This window comes from Azospirillum sp. INR13, assembly GCF_015390205.1.
GTDB lineage: Bacteria > Pseudomonadota > Alphaproteobacteria > Azospirillales > Azospirillaceae > Azospirillum.
In genome coordinates, this window is the sequence record NZ_VUOI01000014.1 from 16,491 (window position 1) to 36,272 (window position 19,782).

The window sequence follows — 19,782 nt, forward strand, 5'->3', positions numbered from 1 at the left end:
CTCACAGCCCCAGATAGGCGGTCTTGATGCGCGGGTCGGCCAGCAGGGTCTGCGCCGCATCCTCCATCACCACCCGGCCGGTCTCCAGCACATAGGCGCGGTCGGCCAGACGCAGGGCCAGATCGACCCGCTGTTCCACCAGCAGGACGGTGATGCCGGACTTGTGCAGGCTTTTGATCGTGTCGGCCAGCGTATCGACGATGATCGGCGCCAGACCCAGCGTCGGCTCGTCAAGCATCAGGCATCTCGGATTGGCCATCAGGCCGCGCCCGAAGGCGACGAGTTGCTGCTGGCCGCCGCTCATGGTGCCGGCGCGCTGGGTGCGGCGTTCCGCCAGGATGGGGAACAGCTCGTAGACCCAGCGCAGCCGCTCGGCGAAGCCCATGCTGCCGGGCCGGCCGCGCAGGGCGCCCAGTTCCAGATGCTCCAACACCGTCATGTCGGGGAAAAGCTGGCGGCCTTCCGGCACATGGACCAGCCCGCGCTCGATCACCTGGTGCGGCGCCATGCGGTCGATCCGCTCGCCGTCGAAGGTGATGGTTCCGCCGCTCGGCCTAAGCAGGGCGGAGATCGCCTTCAGCGTCGTCGTCTTGCCGGCACCGTTGGAGCCGACCAGCGTGACCAACTCCCCTTCCTCGACGGTCAGGGAGACGTTGTGGACCGCCTCGCGGTGGCCGTAGCTGACCTTCAGACCTTCGACCTTAAGCATCGACCGGCTCCCGTCCCAGATACACGCGGATCACTTCAGGGTCGTTCAGGACCTTGGCCGGCGGCCCCTCGGCGATCTTCACCCCATGGTCCAGCACCACCAGCCGGTCGCAGACGCTGGCGACCACGCGCATGTGGTGCTCCACCAGCAGCACGGTGACGCCGCGGGCGCGGATGCGGCGGATCATCTCCACCAACCGCTGGCCTTCCTCCGGATTCATGCCGGCGGCGGGCTCGTCCAGCAGCAGCAGGCGCGGCTCCGCGGCCAGCGCGATGGCGATCTCCAGCCGGCGCTGCTCGCCGTAGGACATGGAGTCAGCCAACGTGTCGGTGCGATGGTCGAGATCGCAGAAGGCCAGGATCTCCATCGCCTTGCGCCGCAACTCCGCCTCTTCCCGGCGATAGGCGGCGTTGCGCAGGATCGCGGCGCCCCAGCCTGCCCGCGTGGTGCGGTAGGCGGCGCTGCGCACGTTGTCGAGCGCGGTCAGGCTGGGGAACAGGCTGGTGATCTGGAAGGTCCGCGACACGCCGCGCTGGCCCATGACGTGCGACGGCGCACCGGTGCAGTCGGTGCCGTCGAAGCGGACGCTGCCCGACGACGGCGGCAGCGAGCCGCCAAGCATGTTGAACAGCGTCGTCTTGCCGGCACCGTTCGGCCCGATCAGCCCGACCACTTCGCCGGCCTGCACCGTCATCGAAACGTCGCGCACCGCGGTCAGGCCGCCGAAGATGCGGGTCAGGTTGCTGACGGAGAGGATTTCTTGAGCCGCGGGGTTCATTTCGCACCTCCTTCGGCGCTCGGCAAACCGGTGGGAGGCAAACCGGTGGGGGTGGCCGGCTGGGTGTTCTCCGACTTGTGGCTGTTGCGCCAGCGCTGCCACAGGCTGACCAGGCCGCCCGGCAGGAAGACGACGGTGCCGGTAAGCAGGGCCGCGAAGATGACCATGCGCAGCGGACCGGCGACGCGGAGCGATTCCAACAGGGCCGATATAGACCAGCGCCCCCAGGATCGGCCCCAGGATGGTGCCGCGCCCGCCGATGATCACGACGATGATGAGCGCCGCCACATTGTGGACGCCCATGATGTCGGGGGTGATGACGCGGATGTAGTGGGCGTAGATGGCGCCGCCGATGCCGGCGATGGCCGTGGCGGCGACGAAGCCCAGCAGCTTGGTGTGGAAGACGTTGATGCCGAGCGAGGCGGCGAGCGGCGCGTTCTCCCGCACCGCCAGGAAGGCGCGGCCGGTGCGGCTGGTGACCAGCGCGTGGCAGAGCCATGCCGTCGCCAGCACCAGGGCCAGCACGAGATAATAGGTCGGGCGCGCGCTGTCGAAGGCCAACGGGCCGATTGCCATCGGCGGGATGTCGGTGATGCCCATCGGACCGCGCGTCAGGTCGACCCAATGGTTGGTGATGGTGAACAGGATGGCGCCGAAGCCCAGGGTCAGGATGGCGAACTGCGGCCCGACCACCCGCAGGGCGGCATAGCCGATCACCAGACCGAACGAAGCCGCCACCAGACCGGCCAGCGGCAGCCCGAGCAGCGGCGGCAGGCCGAACTGCGTCGAGAGGATGGCGGAGGTGTAGGCGCCGACGCCGACGAAGGCGGCATGGCCGAAGGTGAGCTCGCCCAGATAGCCGATGACGATGTTGAGGCTGAGCGCCAGCAGCGCGTACAGCATCCACAGCACCAGCAGATGTTCCAGATAGGCGTTGCCGGACAGGAAGGGCAGGACGGCCAGGGCCGCGATGCCGCCGCCGATGGCCAGGGGATGCGCCAGGGAGTGAGTGGTGGTGTTCATCGCAGACCCCGCGCCGTGCTGACAGGCCGTTGGGGCGCCACAGCAGGACCGCGATGATCATCGCGTAGCCGATCGCCTCCATGAAGCCGAGGGAGATGTAGCCGCCGCCCAGCGATTCGATGACGCCCAGCAGCAGGCCGGCGAACAGGGCGCCGGTGACGCTGCCCAGACCGCCCATGATGACGACGATGAAGCCCTTCAGCACCGCCCAGTTGCCGATGGTCGGGAAGATCATCACGGTGGGACCGACCAGGGCGCCCGACAGCGCCGCCAGCCCGCAGGCCAGCGCGAAGGTGTAGGCGTGGACCAGCTTGATGTTGATGCCGGTCAGCGCCGCCCCGTTCGGATTCTGCGCCGTCGCCCGCATCATCTTGCCGAAGCGCGAATAGCGGATGAACAGATAGACCGCGATGAGCGCCACCACCGCGGCGGCGAAGACCAGCACGCGCTGCTGGGTCAGCGTCACCGTGCCGATGTCCAGGATCTCGTCGGCGAAGGGCTCTCGACATATTTCGGATCGGCGCCGAACAGCAACTCGCCGCCGTTGGCGATCAGCAGGGCGAGGCCCAGGCTGGACAGCAGGATGGTGAATTCATGGTCGCGGCGCAGCGGCCAGAAGATCAGCCTGTTGGCGGCGATGCCGAGCCCCGCCACCACCACCGCCGAGATCGCCGCCGCCGCGATATAGTCGAGCCCGAGCAGGGTGCCGATGAAATAGGTGATGTAGGCGCCGAGCATGTAGAACTCGCCATGGGCGAAATTCACGATGCGCAGCACCCCGAAGACCAGCGTCAGCCCGGTGGCGATGAGCACATAGGCCATCCCGTTGACCAGGCCGTTCGCGATCTGCTGGGCGAAGACGGTGAAATCCATATCGAATCTTCCTGTCGGGGGCTTTCCGGGGGGCCCTCTCCCCAGGTGATGCGCATCTCTGAGGTTCGCGTGGCTACCGGGACCGAAGGACTTCTTCGGCCGTCATTCCCGCGAAGGCGGGAATCCAGCGGACTCAGCGGCTGAACCGCGGAGTTTCCTGGATCCCCGCCTTCGCGGGGATGACGCAAGGTTCCTGTGGTCCCAGAGGCTTGACGAGGCCTGGAGATATGCAGATCACGCAGCGTCCGGGGAGAGGGCGTCCATCACAGCCGCTCAGTCCCGGACGCTGACGATCTGCTTCTTCTGGACCTGCACCAGATGGATCGCCTGGCTCGCCTGGCCCTTGTCGGAGAAGCGCAGTTCGCCCATCACGGTCGGGACGGCCTGCGACTTCAGGGCCGCTGCGATCTTGTCGTAGGCGCGCGGGTCGCCGCCGGCGGCGTCGATGCCGAAGGCCAGGGTCTGGACCGCCTGGGCGCCGAGCGCGGCGATGAAGGACGGCTCGTTCTTGTAGGATTTGCGGTACTGCTCCAGCCACGGCTTCAGCGACGGGGCGGCGGCGTCCTCGGTGAAGGGCGAGGCGGAATAGACCTGCTCCAGCGCATTGCCGGACAGCTCGACCAGCTTCGGGTTCATGTTGCCGGCGGACGCGATGACCTTGCCGCGGTAGCCGGTCTGCTTGATCTGCCGGTAGATGGTGGCGCCCTGCGAAGTGTTGATCGCCGCGACGTAGATCGCGTCGGCGTTCAGCGACTTCAGCTTGGTCAGGGCGGTGGTGAAGTCCGTGTCGGTGCGGTTGTAGAACTCGTGGCCCTTCACCTCGATGCCGCAGCCGGTCAGCAGCTTGGTGTAGTTGTCCAGCTCCAGACGGCCCCAGTCGTCGTTGACGTTCATGAAGGCGATGGACTTGGGCTTGATGCGCTCGCAGATCGCCTTGGAATAGAACTCCGACATCATGGCCGAGGTGGCGTTCAGGCGGAACAGGTACTTGTGCCCTTCCTCCGTCACCTTCGGGTGCTGCGAGCTGGTCATGACGGTGATGATCTTGTCGCGCGTCACTTCCTTCATCGACAGGGCGACGGCGCTGAACCAGCCGCCGATGATCATATCGACGTTGTCCTGCTCCATCGCCCGCTTGGCGGCGCTGACGCCGTCCTCGGGGGAGCCCTTGTCGTCGTAGGTCAGCAGTTCCAGCTTGCGGCCGCCGGCCACGCCGCCGTTGGCGTTGATGACCGCCGCCATCGCCTGCGCGCCTTCCAGGCCGAGCTGACCTTCGAAGGCGCCGGTGCCGCTCATCGGGCCGATCAGGGCGATGCGGACCGGGGGCTGCTGCGCGTGAGCGCCGGTGGTGCCGGCGACGGGGATGGCCAGGGCCAGGGCCGCCGCGGCGGCCAGGAGAGTGCGCCTACCGAACATGGGGTTCCTCCGTGGAATGGTCGTCTTTTGGTTGGCCCTTGGACCCGGCGGGGTGGTCCGCCGGCAAAGGATGGTCAGGCGGTTTTCAGGTAGCGCTTCTGCAGTTCCTCGATCTGCGGGAAGCCGATGAAGTCGATGAAGCTGTTATGGTCGGTGACCGGGCGCGGCAGGCCGCTGGTGGAGCGGCGTTCCGCCAGCGCCGCCAGATTCTCCTTCAGCGCCGAGGCGACGGTCATCAGCGGCACCAGCGCGTAGGTCGCCATGCCGGCCACCTCCTCCACCTCGTCGGCCGACAGCTTTTCCAGCCAGCCGAGAAGCTGCAGCGACAGCGGCACGCCGACGGCCTCGCGCATGGCGCGCAAGCCGCCGATGTCCTTGAAGCACTTGCTGATCGGCTGGATCATGTCGGCGCCGGCCGCGACATAAGCGCGTCCGCGCTCCATGGCGGCGGCCGGATCGACCACGTCGGTGCGGGCGATGATCAGCATGTTGGGATCGCGCCGGGCCTCGACCGCCGCCTGGATCTTGGCGACGCCCTCGTCCATCGGGATCACTTCGACCCCGCCGACGCAGATCGGGCAGCGCTTGGGCGCCACCTGATCCTCCATGATGACGGCCGAGACGCCCGACGCCTCGAACTCGCGGATCGTGCGCATCACGTTGATGGCGTTGCCGTAACCGGTGTCGATGTCGGCGATGACCGGGACATTGACCGCCGACACCACGTTGCGGACCACCGTCAGGTTTTCCGACATGGTGTAGAGCTCGGCGTCCGGCTGGCCGAGGAAGGAGGCGGAGACGCCGAAGCCCGAGGTCATCAGCGCGTCGAAACCGGCGGCCTCGATGAAGCGGGCGGACAGGGCGTCATAGGCGCCAGCCGACCAGACGGTCTTCTGCGCCAGCACGCGGTTGCGGAATTCAGATCCCCGAGACATGGGCATGGTCCTTTTGTTCGCGTTGCTGGGCCGCCTGCCGCTTCAGGAAGGGGACGAGGCCGCCGGCCTCGATCATCTCGGCATCCGCCTGCGGCAGCGGCTCATAGGGAATTTCAGTGCCTTGGCTGTGGTTGCGGACCACGCCCGCCGCCCAGTCCACCTCGATCTCGTCCCAGCGCCGGACGAAGCCGAGGATTCCGGGGCAGCTGACCTGCGGGAAGCCCATGCTGACCTCGCCGCGCCAATAGCCGGGAGAGAAGGACTCCGCGATCACACCGGTGATGCCGAGATGGCGCATCGCCTTCATCGGCGGGTAATGCGGGTGGCCGTAGCCGAAGTTGTCGGCGCCCACCAGCAGGTCGCCCGGCCGCACCGATTTGGCGAAGTCCGGGTCGTAGCTCTGCATGGCGAGCTGCGCCAGCTCGGCCACGTCGGTGATCTTGATGTTCTTGACCCCGACGATCTGGTCGACGTCGAAATTCACCTCGTCGAAGATGAAGGCGACGCGGCCCTTCATCGCCGGCATGGGGAGTGCGGTTTCACTCATCCTCGGCCTCACAGATACGGGCGCGGATCGGCGATCCGGCCTTCGATGGCGGAGGCGGCGACCACCGCGGCGTTGCACAGGTAGATTTCCGAATCCGGGCTGCCCATCCGGCCGCGGACGTTCAGCGTGCCGGTGGACACCGCGCGCTGGCCCGCCGTCATCGTCGCGATGCGGCCGAAGCAGTAATCGCAGCTGGGGGAGGAAACGAAGGCTCCGGCCTCCACCAGCGTGGACACCAGCCCCTCGCGCGCCGCCGCCGCCATCAGTTCCTGGCTGGTCGGCACGATGTGCAGCGACACGCCGGTCTTGACCCGGCGGCCCTCCAGAACCTTGGCCGCCGCCCGCAGATCCTCCAGCCGGCCCGATGCACAGGATCCGAGATAGCCGGCATTGATCTCCAGCCCCAGGAACTCGGTCAGGTCGCGGGTGTCGGCCGGGGTCGGGGGCACGACGACGATGGGCTCCAGGTCCGACAGGTCGATGTCGTGGACGGCGGAATAGCGCGCGTCCGGGTCGCTCGACACCGGTTCCAGCTTCTTGCGCGCACGGGGCAGGGCGTAGTCCAGTCGCACCGGGTCGGGATTGACGATGGCGGTCAGCGCGCCGGTGAACATGGCGAGCCCGGTGATGGTCTGCAGCCCCTCCGTCGACATCGCCGCCACCGACGGCCCGCCGAGTTCCAGCACCTGGAAGCGGCAGGAACTCGGTCCCAGCCGGCGCACCAGATGGTGGAAGACGTCGCGCGCCATCACGCCGGGCCGCAACGACCCGCGCAGGTTCACCCGCACGGTGTCCGGTACGCGGATCGACACGGTGTCGCTGACGAAGGCCTCCATCACGTTGCGGCGCAGGCCGATGGCGAGCGTGCCGAAGGTGCCGAGCTGGCTGACATGGCCGTCGAAATGGACGACGAAGGCGCCGGGCGTCGCATAGCCGACCTCGGCCGCCACCTGATGGCCGATGCCGTGGCGTTCGAACAGCGGCACATCGTTCTCCGCGCACCAGTTGCGCGTGTTGATGTGAAGCTCTTCCTCCTTGGCGGTGGCGGTCGGCACCATGTGGTCGATGAAGATGCCGAAGCGTTCCGGCTCGACCACCCGCTCGATGCCGAAATCCTCCTTCATCGTCTTGAAATAGACGTCGGTGTAGCCGGGGAAGTCGTAGGCCAGCACGAAGTCCGGCTTCGCCTTGATGTCCTGTCCGGCGCGCACCGCGGGCAGCCCCGCCGCGCGTGCCAGGATCTTCTCGGTGATGGTGTAGCCCATGGCGTGGATCTCTCCGCTCCCGTCCGTCAGCTATCGAGGCCGAGGGAGCCGGGATTCATCAGCCCCTGCGGATCGACGGCGCGCTTGACGCCCTCCAGCAGCGACCAGGTTTCGGGGGTCATGATCTCGCGGAACGGATAGTCGCGGGCGACCTGCCAGCTGACGCCGCCCAGGCTGCAGTACAGCTCCTGCGTCGCCCGGCGCAGTTCCGCCACCGCGTTGCGCGCCGCCGGGTTGGCCGGGCGGTCGCGCCAGGGCTTCACCACCTCCTCGCCCAGGCTGGCGGCATGCAGCGGCGTGATCTCGTCGGTCCAGTAGAAGGCCGGCTCCAGGAAGAAGTCGTTGCCGACCGTCATCGTCATCACCGAATAGATGATGCCGTGCTGCTCCATGAAGCCGCGCTTCTCCGCGAAGAAGGCGTCGTTGGCGGCGACCGCCTTGTCGGCGTCGCCCAGCGGGAAGATGGCGTGGATCGGCACCCAGCGCTGGCCCTCGCGACCCAGCATGCCGCGCACTGGCCCGAAGGGCTTGGAGCGCATGACCTTCGGCACGCTGTTCTCGATCTCCTTGCCGTGGCGGGCGCCGATCTCGCGCACCGTCTGCATCGCCTCGCGCAGCTGGGTTTCGCTGCGCCCTTCCACCACCAGATGGAGGGTGAAGTTGTGGTCCTTGAGGAAGGCGGTGCCGGCGGTGGCGACGCTCAGCGCCTCCTTGGCCCCCTGGAACAGCGACTTGCCGGCCTTCGCCACGTTGCCCAGCGTCTTCAGCCCGTCCGACAGCTTGTTGACGCTGGCCGAATGCTCGACCTTGGTGCGGTCGATGCCGAAGCCTTCCGACACGCAGCGCGCCCGCGCCATCTCCACCTGGGCGGCGGCCATCGCCTGCATGGTGGCGAAGCCGAAGGACAGGAAGTCGCTGTGTTCGGGCCGGCGGTGCAGCCGCAGCGTCGCCGCCACTTTGAAGCCCATGGCGCCGTTGTCGCCCAGGAACAGGCCGGTCAGGTCGGGACCGCCGGAGCGGGTGAAGGGCTTGGTGTCGACACGCCCGCCCGATCCGGTGGTGACGACGCGCCCGTCGGCCAGCACCACGGTGACGCCCAGCACGCTTTCCGCCACGGTGCCGTGCAGGGCGGAGCCGAAGAAGGCGCTGTTCTGCGACAGGGCGCCGCCGATGGTGGCGTTGATGCCCGACAGCGGCCCCCAATAGCCGGTGCGCAGGCCGGTACCCTCCAGCGCCTCGTTCAGCGCGGCCCAGGTGCAGCCGGTCTCCACCGTCACATAGAGGCTGTCGGTGTTGAGTTCGACGATGCGGTTCAGCCGGCGGCTGTCGATGACGACCGAATCCGGCCGCTTCGGCAGATAGCCCTTGGTGTAGGACATGCCGCCGCCGCGTGGCACGACGGCGACGCTGGCGTCATGCGCGGCGCGGATGGCGGCGGCGACTTGATCGCGGTCGCGCGGCAGGGCGATGGCGAGCGGCGGAATGCCCGGCTGCCAGAACACGTCGTTGGCGTAGAAGTCGCGGCTCTTCTCGTCATCCAGCAGGCCGTCGGCGCCAAGTGCGGCGCGCAGGGCGTCAAGCAGGGTGGCCGTGCCTTCGAGGGCGGCGATGCTCATGGAATGTCCCTCTTGGGTAAGGTCAGGCCGCGAGCGGCTCGAAGCGGAAATCCTCGGCCGTCCGGCGCACATAACCGGTGTGGGGAGCGCCGAAATGGGCGGGGAACACCAGGGCGTTGCGGTCGGCGGCATGGTCCAGCAGCCGGCGGCGGGTCGCCACGGCCTGCCCCTGGTCCTCGCAGAAGCGGCTGTTCCAGTCCGGACGGCACACCTGCATCGGCTGGTGCAGGCAGTCGCCGGTGAAGTAGGCGGCGTGGCGGTCGGACTCCAGACGGACGAACATCTGCCCCGCGGTGTGGCCGGGAGCCAGCTCCACCGACAGGCCGTCGAGGATGCGGTCGCCGTCCTCGATCAGGTCGACCTGTCCGGCTTCCCACACCGGCATGACGCTGTCCTCCATCACCGGGCCGTTGCCGGGCATGCCGACCAGACCGCCGTCCGGGCTGCGCCAGTGCTTGAACTCCTGCGCGCCGTAGATGTAGCGGGCATTGGGGAAGGTCGGGACCCAGCGCCCGTCGACCAGCTGGGTGTTCCAGCCGACATGGTCGATGTGCAGGTGGGTGTTGATGACCAGCGTCACGTCCTCCGGCCGCACGCCGGCGTCGGCGAGGTGGCGCAGATAGGGCTTGTCCAGCATGTGGAAGCGCTCGAAGCCCGGCGTGTGGCGTTCCTTGTGGTTGCCGCAGCCGGTATCGACCAGGATCACATGGCGGTCGGTGCGGATCAGCCAGCTGTGCATGCTCGACATCAGGCGCTTTGATGCCGGGTCGAGGAAGTTCGGTTCGGCCAGATCGGGGTTCCGGGTCAGGATCGCCTCGTCATAGGCCGGAAACAGGAAACCGGGGTCGAAACCCGGCGTCAGCATTTCCTCGATCCGCGTGACCGTGAACGCACCCAGGGCGATGGTTTGCATTGTCCTCCCCTCGTGCAGGGTGCCGGCGGCCGGTCTCGGAAGGCGGGGAGACTGCGGCAGGCCGGAACATGAGGCGCCGGCCATCTGCCGGGGCGATGGCGGCGCGCTTGTTCTGTTTGTTGGCAAAGGAAACCATTTGCGCTCGACTGTGTCAACAGGCAAAAATGGTTTCACTGTTTGACACGAACGATGGACTGCGTCAGGGATGGTGGAAAGGGGTTGCGCAACTGCGCGGGCGCCCTCAATGCTACCGGCGCACTGCACCTGTGACGGGATCAGCGCGACTGCGCCGCCATCCACCGGCTGTGCCGGACACCGGGGCTTCCGCCTGGCATCGGGGCACGCGACATCCATAAGGGGCTTGAACGTATGGACACCGAACAGGACGACAACCAGGGCGCGGAAAAGAACGGCCTCAGCGTTCGCGCCGTGTCGCGCGCTCTGGCCGTGCTGCGCAGCTTCTATCAGGAAGGGCCGACGCTGACCCTGACCGAGGTCGCGACCGCTGCGAAGCTCGACAAGGGGACGGCGCGGCGCATCCTGCTGACGCTGGTGCAGGACGGCTTCGCCGCCTTCGACGCGCAGAGCCAGAAATACAGCCTGGGGCTGGAGATCCTCAAGCTGGCGGGGGCGGTACCGGAGCGCCGCGACCTGCGCCAGATCGCCTCCACCATCCTGTCGCGGCTGGCGAAAACCACCGGCAGCACCGTATTCCTGTCGGTCTACCATGACGGATCGGCGGTGTGCCTGGACCAGTTCCACAGCGACCGGTCGGTGGAGGTGCGCTGGTGGATCGTCGGCGGGCAATTGCCGATGAATTGCGGCGCCGCGCCGCGCGTGCTGCTGGCCTATCTGCCGGAGGCGGAGGTGGAGCGCGTGCTGGCGCGCGGGACCACCCGCCTCACCCCCCACACCACCACCGACCCCCGCCAGCTGGCGAAGGAACTGGAGGAGGTGCGGGACCGCGGCTGGTCGATGGCGGTCGACGACGTGATCGAGGGGCTGGCGGCCATCGCCATGCCGCTGTTCGACCCGGACGGACGGCTGATCGCGGCGGTCAGCCTGACCGGACTGACCCCCCACATCGTCCGCAACGGCCAGCCCAATTTCCTGGACGACATGCGCGGCGCGGTGCGGGAGATCTCGTCCAACCTCTATTCGCTGTCGGCCCCGCCGCTGCACCGCGCCGCCCGTGCCAATCGGTGCTCGGGGGATGATGGCGGCGGGGGGCGTTGTGTCGCTCTATGCCACGCGGTGCGAAATCAGCGGCGCTGTCGCCGCGCAGGAAGGCGGCGTAGCAAGCGATGGTCGCCTCCACGGCGTCCGCCGCCTGGCCGGGATACCAGACGGTGGCCGGGGTCGGCGTGACCTCCGTTCCTGCCGGCGCCAGCTGCTTCGCCTCCGCCAACCCTTCCACCAGCATGTCGGCAGGCCCGGCGCAGATCAGCGCCGGCCGGGTCAGGCGCGGCAGCCGGGCGCGGGTGTCGTAGTGGAAGGCGGCGCGGTAGGAGCGGTCGTAATGCGCGCCGCTCGCCAGCAGGCCCATGGTCCAGTCATGCAGCACCGCCGCGTCGGGGACGCCGATGGCGCGGGCGGCGGCACGCTCCTGCCTGTACCACGGCCAGAACAGGAACATGTCGCGCCGCATGTTCCAGGCCTGGAGCAGGTGCAGGCCCCAGCGGTCGGCGACCAGCGGAGGGAAGTAATGGGTCAGGATGTCGGCGCTGAAGTCGGGTGGAATCAGCACCGGCGCCTCCAGCACCGCGCGGCCGACGCGGTCGGGATGGCGAACCGTCAGTTCCAGCGCCACCAGCGCGCCCGTGTGGGTGCCCCACAGATCGAAGCTGTCGAGGCCGAGCGCGTCGGCGACCGCCAGCGCATCCTCTGCCAGCATGCCGATATCGACCGTGCGGTCGGGCTTGTCGGACTCGCCGTTGCCGAGATAGTCGGGAGCGATGACCTCCCATCCCGGAGCCAGACCGTGCAGCAGCGGCAGCAGCGGCGCCGAGGATCCGGGCGCCGATTGCAGCGCCAGCAGCGGCCGGCCGCGGCCGGCCCGGCGCAGATGGACGCGGCCCTGCGGCGTGTCGGCATAGTCGTGCCAGACCCGCAGCGGATCGGAGACCGGCTGCGTCGGCGGCAGCGGTCGGGCATCGGGCCGGCCGGACGCCATGGATGCCAGGGCTTTGGCGGTTGCGCCGAGGTCTTCGACACGGACGATGCCGGCTTTGTCGGTGACGTTCGGCATCGCGTCCAGGCACAGGCTCCACAGCGCCTCATAGCGGTGCGGCGCCGCTGCGGCGATGCGCAGCATCGCGTCCAGGGTGTCGGGAGCGGGCAGGGGAGCGCCTTGTGCGGCCGGATGCCGGGCGTCGCGCGGCTCCAGAACATGGGCATCGCGCAGATGCGCCCACAGCACGGCCAGGTGGGTGCCGTCGTCGCGCGGGGCCAGCGGGGCGGGGGTCAGGCGGCGTTGCGTCCAGCCTTCCGCCGCTGCCGCATCGGCGAGCAGGACGGTGTCGGGACGCCAACTTGTCCCGCCGTCCTGCAGCGCGACGGCCAGCGGCGCCGAAAGGTCGAAGGAGAGCAGCGGGCAGGGGGGAAGGCCCAGCGCGCCAGCGGCCTCCGCGATGACGCGCGCCAAGCCGGTGGTGTCCTCCGCCCACATGCCGCTCGACCCGCCGGTTCCCGGCAGATCGACCGCGGTGACGGTCCAGCCCGGCAGGTCGCGGGCCAACCGGTCGGCGCGGGTGCGGGCGGCGGCGATCAGGCCGGGCAGCACCAGCAGGTCGGGGCCGGACCCGCTGCGCCAGACGCGCAGCTGGCCCTGTTTGATGGTCACGTAATGAGGTGTCGACATGGATGTCCTCCCGGTCGGCAGGCGGCGAATGCCTGCATTTCTTTGTACGAAGGGGGTGCCGAGTGCCGCTGCGCCGGTCGCGGCCATATTGTTGCCGCCACGGACTGTGCCGCTGTTTGACACTCATTTCATAGAATGACATAGTCGAACCTAGATCGACAAGGGCGGCGCCGGCTCATGCGCGGAGTTCCGCGGCTGCGGCGCCGGCCCGTTCATGGAATTCAACGAAATCGTCAGGGAGGACGGGCATGGCCTGGCCGGAAGGAACGGGCGTTCCCAAACGGCGCGAGCTGCTTTTCGGCACGCGTCTCGTACCATGCTACAGCGAGCGTCCGGCGACCGTCGACGCCATGTTCCGCGATGCCGTGTCCCGCCGGCCCGATGGCGAGGCGATGGTGGATGGCGAGCGGCGCTACAGCTATGCCCGGCTGGACGCGCTGGTGACGCGCGCCGTCGCTGGGCTGATGGCAAGAGGTGCCAAGCCGGGCGAGCGCATGGCCCTGGTGCTGAGCAACCGGGCGGAGTTCCTGATCGCGCTGCTGGCGGCGGCCCGTGCCGGTATCGTTGCGGTGCCGATCAGCGCGCGCGAACAGCGGCCGGGCATCGCCGGGATCCTGAACGATTGCGGCGCCTCCATCCTCGTCCATGACGCCGCCCTCGCCGACCGCATGCCCACCGCCGAGGAGGTGCCGTCGCTGGCCCTGCGGCTGTCGGCCGGCGGCGCGGTGGAGGGCTGCCGGCCGTTCGAGGATCTGCTGGAAACCGACGCCTCCCTTCCAAGCCCGATGGCGGATCAGGGGGAGGAGGACACCGCCGTCATCCTCTACACCTCCGGCACCACCGGGAAGCCGAAGGGCGCCTTGCTGGCCCATGTGAACATCATCCACTCCGCCATGCATTTCGAGGAATGCTGGGACTACCGCGAGGGGGAGCGGGCGGTGCTGGCTGTGCCGGCCTCGCATGTCACCGGGCTGGTCGCCGTGGTGATGGCGATGATCCGCGTCGCCGGCTGCACGGTGATGATGCCGGCCTTCGACGTCGCCGGATTCCTGGATCTGGCGAGCCGGGAGCGCATGACCACCACTGTGCTGGTCCCGGCGATGTACAATCTCTGCCTGCTGCGCGCCGATTTCAGCCGCTACGATCTGTCGTCCTGGCGCATCGGCGGCTTCGGCGGTGCGCCGATGCCGGAAGCGACGGTGGAGGCGATGGCGGAGCGGCTGCCCGACCTGCATCTGCTGAACGCCTACGGCTCCACCGAATGCGCCACCATCATCAGCGTGGTTCCCATCGGCCACACCCGCGCCTGCCTGGATTCGGTCGGCCTGTGCGTGCCCTGCGGCGACCTGCGGATCGTCGACGAACAGGGGCGCGAATGCCCGCCGGGGGTGTGCGGGGAGGTGTGGATCCGCGGGCCGATGACCATCCGCGGCTATTGGAACCGCGAGGATGCCACCCGCGACAGCTTCGTCGACGGCTATTGGCGCTCGGGCGATATCGGCGCGCTGGATGGGCAGGGCTATCTGCGGCTCTATGATCGCAAGAACGACGTCATCAACCGCGGCGGCCACAAGATCTATAGTGTGGAGGTCGAAAACCTGCTGGTCCGCCATGCCGACGTGGTGGAGGCGGCAGTGGTCGCCCATCCCGATCCGGTGCTGGGCGAGAAGATCCACGTCTTCGTCATCTCCAAATCCGGCGGCCTGACCGAGGACGACGTGGCGCGACTTCTGCCGGGCCAATCTCGCCGACTACAAGGTGCCCGACTACGTGACCCTGCTGGGCGACGCGCTGCCGCGCAATGCCAACGGCAAGGTGACGAAGCGCGTGTTGCGCGACCGGGTCTCCGCCACATAAACCCTGCTCACGAGGACGGGTAGATCACCGAACGGTCGATCTCGACCAGGGTCGCGCGGCCGGTCAGCGCCATGGCGACCTCAAGCTCGGTCTGGAGAAGCGTCAGCATGTGGGCGACGCCGGCCAGCCCGCCGATGGCCAGCGCGTGCAGCACCGGCTGGCCGACCAGCACGGCGTCGGCGCCGAGTGCCAGCGCCTTCAGAATGTCGGTGCCGCGGCGGATGCCGCCGTCCATCAGCACCGGCAGGCGGCGGGCGGCCCTGGCGGCGACCGCCGGCAGCGCGTCGATGGTGGCGGGCAGCGTGTCCAGCGTCCGGCCGCCATGGTTGGAGACGATGATTCCGCCGGCTCCGGCCGCGATGGCGGGCTCCACGTCGTCGGGGTTGAGGATGCCCTTGAGCAGGACGGGCAGGGGCGTCTCGCCGCACAGCCACGCCACCGTGTCCCAGGTCGGGGCGGCGTGGAGCATGCCCTGGAACACCGGGCTGCCGGGCCGGGGCGGTCTGAAGCCGTCGGGGGCGAGGCCGGCCGAGGTTGACCGGGGCGATGGTCGGCGGCAGGCGGAAGCCGGCGCGTTGTACCATGTTGCGCATGCCGTTGACCGGCGCGTCCACCGTCAGGACCAGCGCCCGGCACCCGGCATCCTCCGCCCGCCGCATCAGGGTCAGCGTGTCCTCCCGCCGCGGCTGGGTGTAGAGCTGGAACCACAGCGGCGCCGTCGCCCGCGCTGAGATCTCGTCCAGGCGCACGCTGGCCTGGGTGCTGACCGTCATCCAACTGCGCGTCAGGCCGGCGGCCTCCACCGTCGCCAGTTCGCCATCGGGATGGACCAGCTTGTGATAGGCCATCGGCGCCAGGATGATCGGGTAATCGAGCGTCTCGCCGAACAGGGTCGAGCGGGCGGTGGCGTTGGACAGGTCGCGCAGCACGCGCGGCATCAGGCGCAGGCGGTCGAAAGCCTCGCGGTTGGCGCGCTGGGTGATGCCGTCCGCCCCGGCCCCGCCGATATAGGCGCGGGTGGCCGGATCGACGCGGTCGTTGAAGTGGCGTTCATAATCGAACAGTGAAACGGTGTCGGGCGGAACGCTCATCGGCGGCTTTCCTGCGGGGAGCCGGGGTCGGCGAGTGCGACGGCCTGCGCGGCCAGCGCCTGGATCCGCGGGTCGGGGTGCGGCGCCAGTGCCGTGGCCATGCTGCGGTAGAAGTCGGGGAAGCCGCTGTCGAGCGCAAGGCGAAACCAGCGCAGCGCCTCGTCGCACAGGCCGTCGAGCAGAAGCATGCGGGCATAGTTGAAGCGACCCCAGCAGTCGCCGCCCTCCGCCGCCGCCTTGAACAGGGCGCGGGCCGCCGCATCGTCGGCAGACACCGCGCGGCCGCTCTCGTGGAGCAGGCCCAGCATGTTCAGCGCCTTGGCGATGCCCTTGGCAGCGGCGGCGGCATAGAGGCGGTAGGCCGCCACGTCATCGGCGGGAACACCGACGCCGCGGCAATGCAGATCGGCGAGATTGAACAGCGCCCAGCCGTCGCCGAGCGCGGCAGCCTTGCGGTAATGTGCGGCTGCCTGGACCGGATCGGCGGGAACGCCCCAGCCATGCTCATGGCAGCGGCCCAGCATGTTGACGGCGCGTGCGTCCCCGCCGCGCGCGGCGCTGCGGAACCAGCCATAGGCCTGTTCGCCCTCGCCGCGGTCGAGGCAGGACTGGCCGAGCGCCAGCAGGGTGTCCGCGACGCTCAACCCTGGCGATCCGGTCCGCGCACGCTCCGCCATCACACCTCCGCCCAGCGGCGCAGCAGGTTGTGGTAATGGTTGACCAGCGACAGCACGGCGTGGTGGCCGTCGCCAAGCTCTTGCCGCAGCTCGATGATCGCCATGTCGAGGTCGTAGAGCATGGCGCGCAGCCCGTCGTCGCGGACCATCGACTGGGTGAAGAAGAAAGAGGCCCAGCGCGAGCCCCGCGTCACCGGGCTGACCTGATGCAGGCTGCTGGACGGATAGACCACGGCGTGGCCGGCCGGCAGCTTGACCGATTTGGTGCCGTAGGTGTCCTCGACGATCAGCTCGCCGCCGTCGTAATCCTCGGGATCGCTGAGGAAGATGGTGGTCGACACGTCGGCCCGCATGCGCATGCCGCCGGTGCCGGGGATGGCGCGGATGCTGTTGTCGACGTGATAGCCGTATGTCATCGCCCGGTCGTAGCGGTTGAACATCGGCGGCAGGACCCGCAGCGGCAGGACGGCGGAATTGAAGGCCGGGCTGCGGGCGAGCGCGCGCAGGATGACGACGCCCAGTTCCCGCGCGGTCTCGCTTTCCTCGGGGATTTGCAGGTTGTGCTTGGCGCCGGCGGCCTGATCGCCCGCGGTGACGCGCCCGTCGACCCAGGGCGAGGCTTCCAGCACCGCCCGACACTGCGCGACTTCGTCTGCGGTGAGGATGTCGGGGATCTGCAGGAGCACGTGAGAAGGTCCTTGTGATGGGCAGCGGCTTCCCCCTCTCTCCCCGCTTTCGGCGGACCAATGGTCCGCCTGCCGCGTCAGCGCAAACGAAGTTTGCGCGTGAGCGGGGGAGAGGGAACTTTCAGAACGTCAGCCCCGTCGTCAGCATGACGGTGCGGCCGGAGGCCGGGACCGCGCGGACGGCGTTGAAGGCCGAGCTGTAGTTGCGATGGTCGGTCAGGTTGTAGCCGTTCAGGGCCACGGAAACGTTGCGGTATTCGTAGGACACCACCGCATCGGCCGAGAAGGTATGGGGAACGCGGGCGGTGTTGGCGCTGTCCGACCAGTATTCCGACGCCACCTGCATGCCGCCGCCGACCGTGAACTTGCCGGGGATGCCGGCTTCGAACTCGTAGGTCGTCCACAGGCTGGCATTGTGCTTCGGCACGTTGGGAGCCACCTTGCCGACCAGCGCCGGGTTGCTGCGGGACTCCGTCACCTTGCCGTTCAGGTAGGCGTAGTTGGTGTAGATGTTCCAGTGCTCCGTCACCTTGCCGCTGATGCTGGCCTCGAAGCCGCGGACGCGGACGCCGAGACCGGATTCGGAGAAGCCGTCGGTGACGGTGCCGGTGGCGGGATCGACCGAGTAGGTGTTCGACTTCTCGGCCTGGAAGATGGCGCCGCTGACGCCCAGCCGGCCGTTCAGGAAGTCGGCCTTGCCGCCGATCTCGTAGAGGTCGGTCTGCTCCGGATCGAAGCTGCGGGCGCCGTTCGGCGTCTCCGCCGTGCCGTTGGTGACCGCCGCGGCAATGTCGGTGCCGATCGGCTTGTAGGAGCGCGAGTAGGAGGCATAGACCGACGAATCCGGGGTGGGTTCATAGATCAGGCTGACCGACGGGCTCCAGGTGCGCTCGGAAGCGGAACCGCCGGCGATCGCCGGATCGGCGGCGCTGAAGCTGGTGCGGAAATAGTCCCAGCGCAGGCCGCCCTGGACCGACAGCGTGTCGAACAGCCACACGCGGTCGGTGACGAACAGCCCGGTGTTGGTCACGCTGGATTCGCGCCCGCCGGCCGCCGGATAGAGGATGGCGGTGTTGGCGGCATAGCTGTGGGTCGGCGTGCGGACTGTCTGGGTGTTGGTGCGGTTGACCCAGCTGCCGGATTCGCGCTTGTCGCGCTGATAGCTGACGTCCAGGCCGCCGTTGAACGAGTGGCGCAGGCCGAACAGCTCGCCGTTCACCTTGGCGCCGGTCACGTTCTGGACGCCGAAGCCCTGCTGCTTGAAGGCCATGCCGCCTCCGGCGCCATAGGTCAGCGCCGGGTTGCGGCCGGCCAGGAACTGGGTGGCGGCGGCACCGCTGAGCGACGCCGGGTTGGTGGCGGCGAAATTGCGCTCGTAATGGCTGAAGCGGGAGTCGTTGTAGACCGACAGCGCCTTGTTCACCTCATGCGCGAAGGTCGAGGTGAGGATGTGGTTGGAGGTGTCGTCGCGGTCGAGGTTGCGGACGTATGAAGTTTTCCGGTCCAGGCCGAACTCCCCCGCCGGACGGAAGATGCCGTCGCGGCCCTGCACCATCGGCTGGCCCATGTCGGGCGTCTTCTCGCCCTTCAGGAAGGCGTAGTTCAGGTGCCAGGTGGTCGGCGTGCCCAGGCCCAGGCCCAGGTCGGCGGCGATGCCGCGGCGGTCGGCTTCCACCTCGTCGCGGTCGGCGACGTTCTGGGTGTGGTAGAGGCCGTTCACCCGCAGCGCCGCGGTGTCGCCGAGTGGCTGGTTGATGTCCACCGTGGTGCGGTAGGTCGGGCCGGTGCCGACCGACTGGTCGATCTGGACCTTCGGCTGCAGCGACGCCTTCTTGGTGCCCTGGTTGATCACGCCGCCGGAGTTGCCGACGCCGAAGCCGTTGCCTGACGGGCCCTTGAAGACCTGCACCGTTTCGGTGTTGAAGACGTCATGGGTGTAGACGCCGAAATCCTTCAGGCCGTCGCTGTAGATGTCGCCGCGCGCGGTCAGGCCGCGGATGCGGAACTGGTCGCCGTTCTGGCCGCCGTTGCCTTCACCGGTCGAAATGGTGATGCCCGGCACGTTGCGCAGGGTCTGTTCCAGCGAGGTGGCGCGCTGCTGCTCGATGATCTCCTGCGGCACGACGTTGACGACGCGCGGCGTGTCCTTGACCGTTTCCGGCAGGCGGGACACGCCGGTGGGGGCGGCATTGACGTTGCCGGTTTCCGGCGCAACGGCATCGACCTTGATCGAATCGAGCTGGAGGGCGTCGGTGGACGAGCGCTGCGGCGTCGGACCCGTCCCCGGAGAGCCCGTTCCCGTGCCGGCCGTCTGCGCATCGGCCGTCGCCGGAATGGCGAAGGTCATGGCCAGGCTGGCCGTGGCGGCCGCACCGGCCAGAAGGGGTCTCAGTCCGGTGGGGGACGTGGTCTGTCGCATCAAGCTCTCCCGAAATGCGCCGAGGTGATTGGACGATCGCTGGACCGCCTTCTACCAATGGGATAGCCGCCTCCCACAACAGACGAAATTCAGAATCATTCTAAATTGCAAAATCGC

The 19,782-nt window shown here is 68.5% G+C and carries 15 protein-coding genes and 3 pseudogenes; 2 read left to right on the forward strand and 16 right to left on the reverse strand.

Going from position 1 to position 19,782, the window contains the following annotated elements; genetic code table 11:
- Position 1: 1 nt before the first annotated feature.
- The 10 genes and pseudogenes from F1643_RS12295 to F1643_RS12340 all read right to left on the reverse strand — a co-directional run bounded on the left by F1643_RS12295 (position 2) and on the right by F1643_RS12340 (position 10,075).
- On the reverse strand, positions 2–709 hold the full coding sequence (locus tag F1643_RS12295; RefSeq protein ID WP_194913459.1) for an ABC transporter ATP-binding protein: 708 nt from the start codon (positions 707–709) through the stop codon (positions 2–4).
- Complete coding sequence (locus tag F1643_RS12300; RefSeq protein ID WP_194913461.1) at positions 702–2,510, reverse strand: ATP-binding cassette domain-containing protein; 1,809 nt, start codon at positions 2,508–2,510, stop codon at positions 702–704. Before F1643_RS12300 ends, F1643_RS12295 begins: the two co-directional genes overlap by 8 nt.
- A gap of 103 nt (positions 2,511–2,613) precedes the next feature.
- Positions 2,614–2,976, reverse strand: a pseudogene (locus tag F1643_RS24765) (branched-chain amino acid ABC transporter permease); the annotation flags it as partial.
- On the reverse strand, positions 2,973–3,383 hold the full coding sequence (locus F1643_RS12310; RefSeq protein WP_194913464.1) for a hypothetical protein: 411 nt from the start codon (positions 3,381–3,383) through the stop codon (positions 2,973–2,975). The pseudogene F1643_RS24765 and the gene F1643_RS12310, both read right to left, overlap by 4 nt.
- Positions 3,384–3,656: 273 nt before the next feature.
- Positions 3,657–4,799 (reverse strand): ABC transporter substrate-binding protein, encoded by a 1,143-nt coding sequence (locus tag F1643_RS12315; protein ID WP_194913465.1) that lies wholly within the window; start codon positions 4,797–4,799, stop codon positions 3,657–3,659.
- 74 nt (positions 4,800–4,873) lie between these two features.
- A complete protein-coding gene (locus F1643_RS12320; RefSeq protein WP_255542706.1) occupies positions 4,874–5,734 on the reverse strand; it encodes an oxaloacetate decarboxylase in 861 nt (286 codons plus the stop codon).
- On the reverse strand, positions 5,718–6,281 hold the full coding sequence (locus F1643_RS12325; protein WP_255542707.1) for a 3-isopropylmalate dehydratase: 564 nt from the start codon (positions 6,279–6,281) through the stop codon (positions 5,718–5,720). The genes F1643_RS12320 and F1643_RS12325 overlap by 17 nt, the downstream gene beginning before the upstream one ends.
- An 8-nt stretch (positions 6,282–6,289) precedes the next feature.
- Positions 6,290–7,546 (reverse strand): aconitase family protein, encoded by a 1,257-nt coding sequence (locus F1643_RS12330; RefSeq protein WP_194913467.1) that lies wholly within the window; start codon positions 7,544–7,546, stop codon positions 6,290–6,292.
- Positions 7,547–7,572: 26 nt separating this feature from the next.
- Entirely contained in the window at positions 7,573–9,162 is a 1,590-nt protein-coding gene (locus tag F1643_RS12335; RefSeq protein ID WP_194913468.1) for an FAD-binding oxidoreductase, read from the reverse strand.
- Between the two features lie 22 nt (positions 9,163–9,184).
- The gene (locus tag F1643_RS12340) at positions 9,185–10,075 is read right to left on the reverse strand and encodes an MBL fold metallo-hydrolase (protein WP_194913470.1); all 891 of its coding nucleotides are present in this window, start codon (positions 10,073–10,075) and stop codon (positions 9,185–9,187) included.
- Between the two features lie 369 nt (positions 10,076–10,444).
- Between F1643_RS12340 and F1643_RS12345 the strand changes: the two are divergent.
- Positions 10,445–11,164, forward strand: a pseudogene (locus F1643_RS12345) (IclR family transcriptional regulator); the annotation flags it as partial.
- Here the strand turns inward: F1643_RS12345 and F1643_RS12350 are convergent.
- Positions 11,133–12,935, reverse strand: a complete 1,803-nt coding sequence (locus F1643_RS12350; protein ID WP_255542708.1) for an alpha/beta fold hydrolase — start codon at positions 12,933–12,935, stop codon at positions 11,133–11,135. The pseudogene F1643_RS12345 and the gene F1643_RS12350 sit on opposite strands and share 32 nt — an antisense overlap.
- A gap of 248 nt (positions 12,936–13,183) precedes the next feature.
- On the opposite strand from F1643_RS12350, the gene F1643_RS12355 reads away from it, so the two are divergent.
- Positions 13,184–14,815, forward strand: a complete 1,632-nt coding sequence (locus F1643_RS12355) for a class I adenylate-forming enzyme family protein (RefSeq protein ID WP_255542709.1) — start codon at positions 13,184–13,186, stop codon at positions 14,813–14,815.
- Here F1643_RS12355 and F1643_RS23075 read toward each other — a convergent pair.
- From F1643_RS23075 to F1643_RS12375, 5 genes and pseudogenes are all read right to left on the reverse strand, one after another.
- Positions 14,800–15,261, reverse strand: coding sequence for an alpha-hydroxy-acid oxidizing protein (locus tag F1643_RS23075; RefSeq protein ID WP_255542710.1), 462 nt, complete (start codon positions 15,259–15,261; stop codon positions 14,800–14,802). The genes F1643_RS12355 and F1643_RS23075 overlap by 16 nt on opposite strands.
- A 121-nt stretch (positions 15,262–15,382) precedes the next feature.
- Positions 15,383–15,883 (reverse strand): annotated as a pseudogene (locus tag F1643_RS23080) (alpha-hydroxy-acid oxidizing protein); the annotation flags it as partial.
- Positions 15,880–16,527, reverse strand: coding sequence for a tetratricopeptide repeat protein (locus tag F1643_RS12365; protein ID WP_255542711.1), 648 nt, complete (start codon positions 16,525–16,527; stop codon positions 15,880–15,882). The gene F1643_RS12365 and the pseudogene F1643_RS23080, both read right to left, overlap by 4 nt.
- Before the next feature lie 32 nt (positions 16,528–16,559).
- Positions 16,560–17,246: a Fe2+-dependent dioxygenase gene (locus F1643_RS12370; protein WP_194913472.1), complete on the reverse strand. Its 687-nt coding sequence runs from the start codon at positions 17,244–17,246 to the stop codon at positions 16,560–16,562.
- A 121-nt stretch (positions 17,247–17,367) separates the two neighbouring features.
- Positions 17,368–19,665: a TonB-dependent siderophore receptor gene (locus F1643_RS12375; protein ID WP_194913473.1), complete on the reverse strand. Its 2,298-nt coding sequence runs from the start codon at positions 19,663–19,665 to the stop codon at positions 17,368–17,370.
- Positions 19,666–19,782 lie beyond the last annotated feature (117 nt).

Coding starts and splice junctions, on each gene's coding strand:
- F1643_RS12330 (WP_194913467.1), bottom strand. CDS start 7,546: ATGGGCTACACCATCACCGAGAAGATCCTGGCACGCGCGGCGGGGCTG.
- F1643_RS12320 (WP_255542706.1), bottom strand. CDS start 5,734: ATGTCTCGGGGATCTGAATTCCGCAACCGCGTGCTGGCGCAGAAGACC.
- F1643_RS12310 (WP_194913464.1), bottom strand. CDS start 3,383: ATGGATTTCACCGTCTTCGCCCAGCAGATCGCGAACGGCCTGGTCAAC.
- F1643_RS12295 (WP_194913459.1), bottom strand. CDS start 709: ATGCTTAAGGTCGAAGGTCTGAAGGTCAGCTACGGCCACCGCGAGGCG.
- F1643_RS12335 (WP_194913468.1), bottom strand. CDS start 9,162: ATGAGCATCGCCGCCCTCGAAGGCACGGCCACCCTGCTTGACGCCCTG.
- F1643_RS12350 (WP_255542708.1), bottom strand. CDS start 12,935: ATGTCGACACCTCATTACGTGACCATCAAACAGGGCCAGCTGCGCGTC.
- F1643_RS12325 (WP_255542707.1), bottom strand. CDS start 6,281: ATGAGTGAAACCGCACTCCCCATGCCGGCGATGAAGGGCCGCGTCGCC.
- F1643_RS12375 (WP_194913473.1), bottom strand. CDS start 19,665: ATGCGACAGACCACGTCCCCCACCGGACTGAGACCCCTTCTGGCCGGT.
- F1643_RS12340 (WP_194913470.1), bottom strand. CDS start 10,075: ATGCAAACCATCGCCCTGGGTGCGTTCACGGTCACGCGGATCGAGGAA.
- F1643_RS23075 (WP_255542710.1), bottom strand. CDS start 15,261: ATGCTCCACGCCGCCCCGACCTGGGACACGGTGGCGTGGCTGTGCGGC.
- F1643_RS12355 (WP_255542709.1), top strand. CDS start 13,184: ATGGCCTGGCCGGAAGGAACGGGCGTTCCCAAACGGCGCGAGCTGCTT.
- F1643_RS12315 (WP_194913465.1), bottom strand. CDS start 4,799: ATGTTCGGTAGGCGCACTCTCCTGGCCGCCGCGGCGGCCCTGGCCCTG.
- F1643_RS12300 (WP_194913461.1), bottom strand. CDS start 2,510: ATGAACACCACCACTCACTCCCTGGCGCATCCCCTGGCCATCGGCGGC.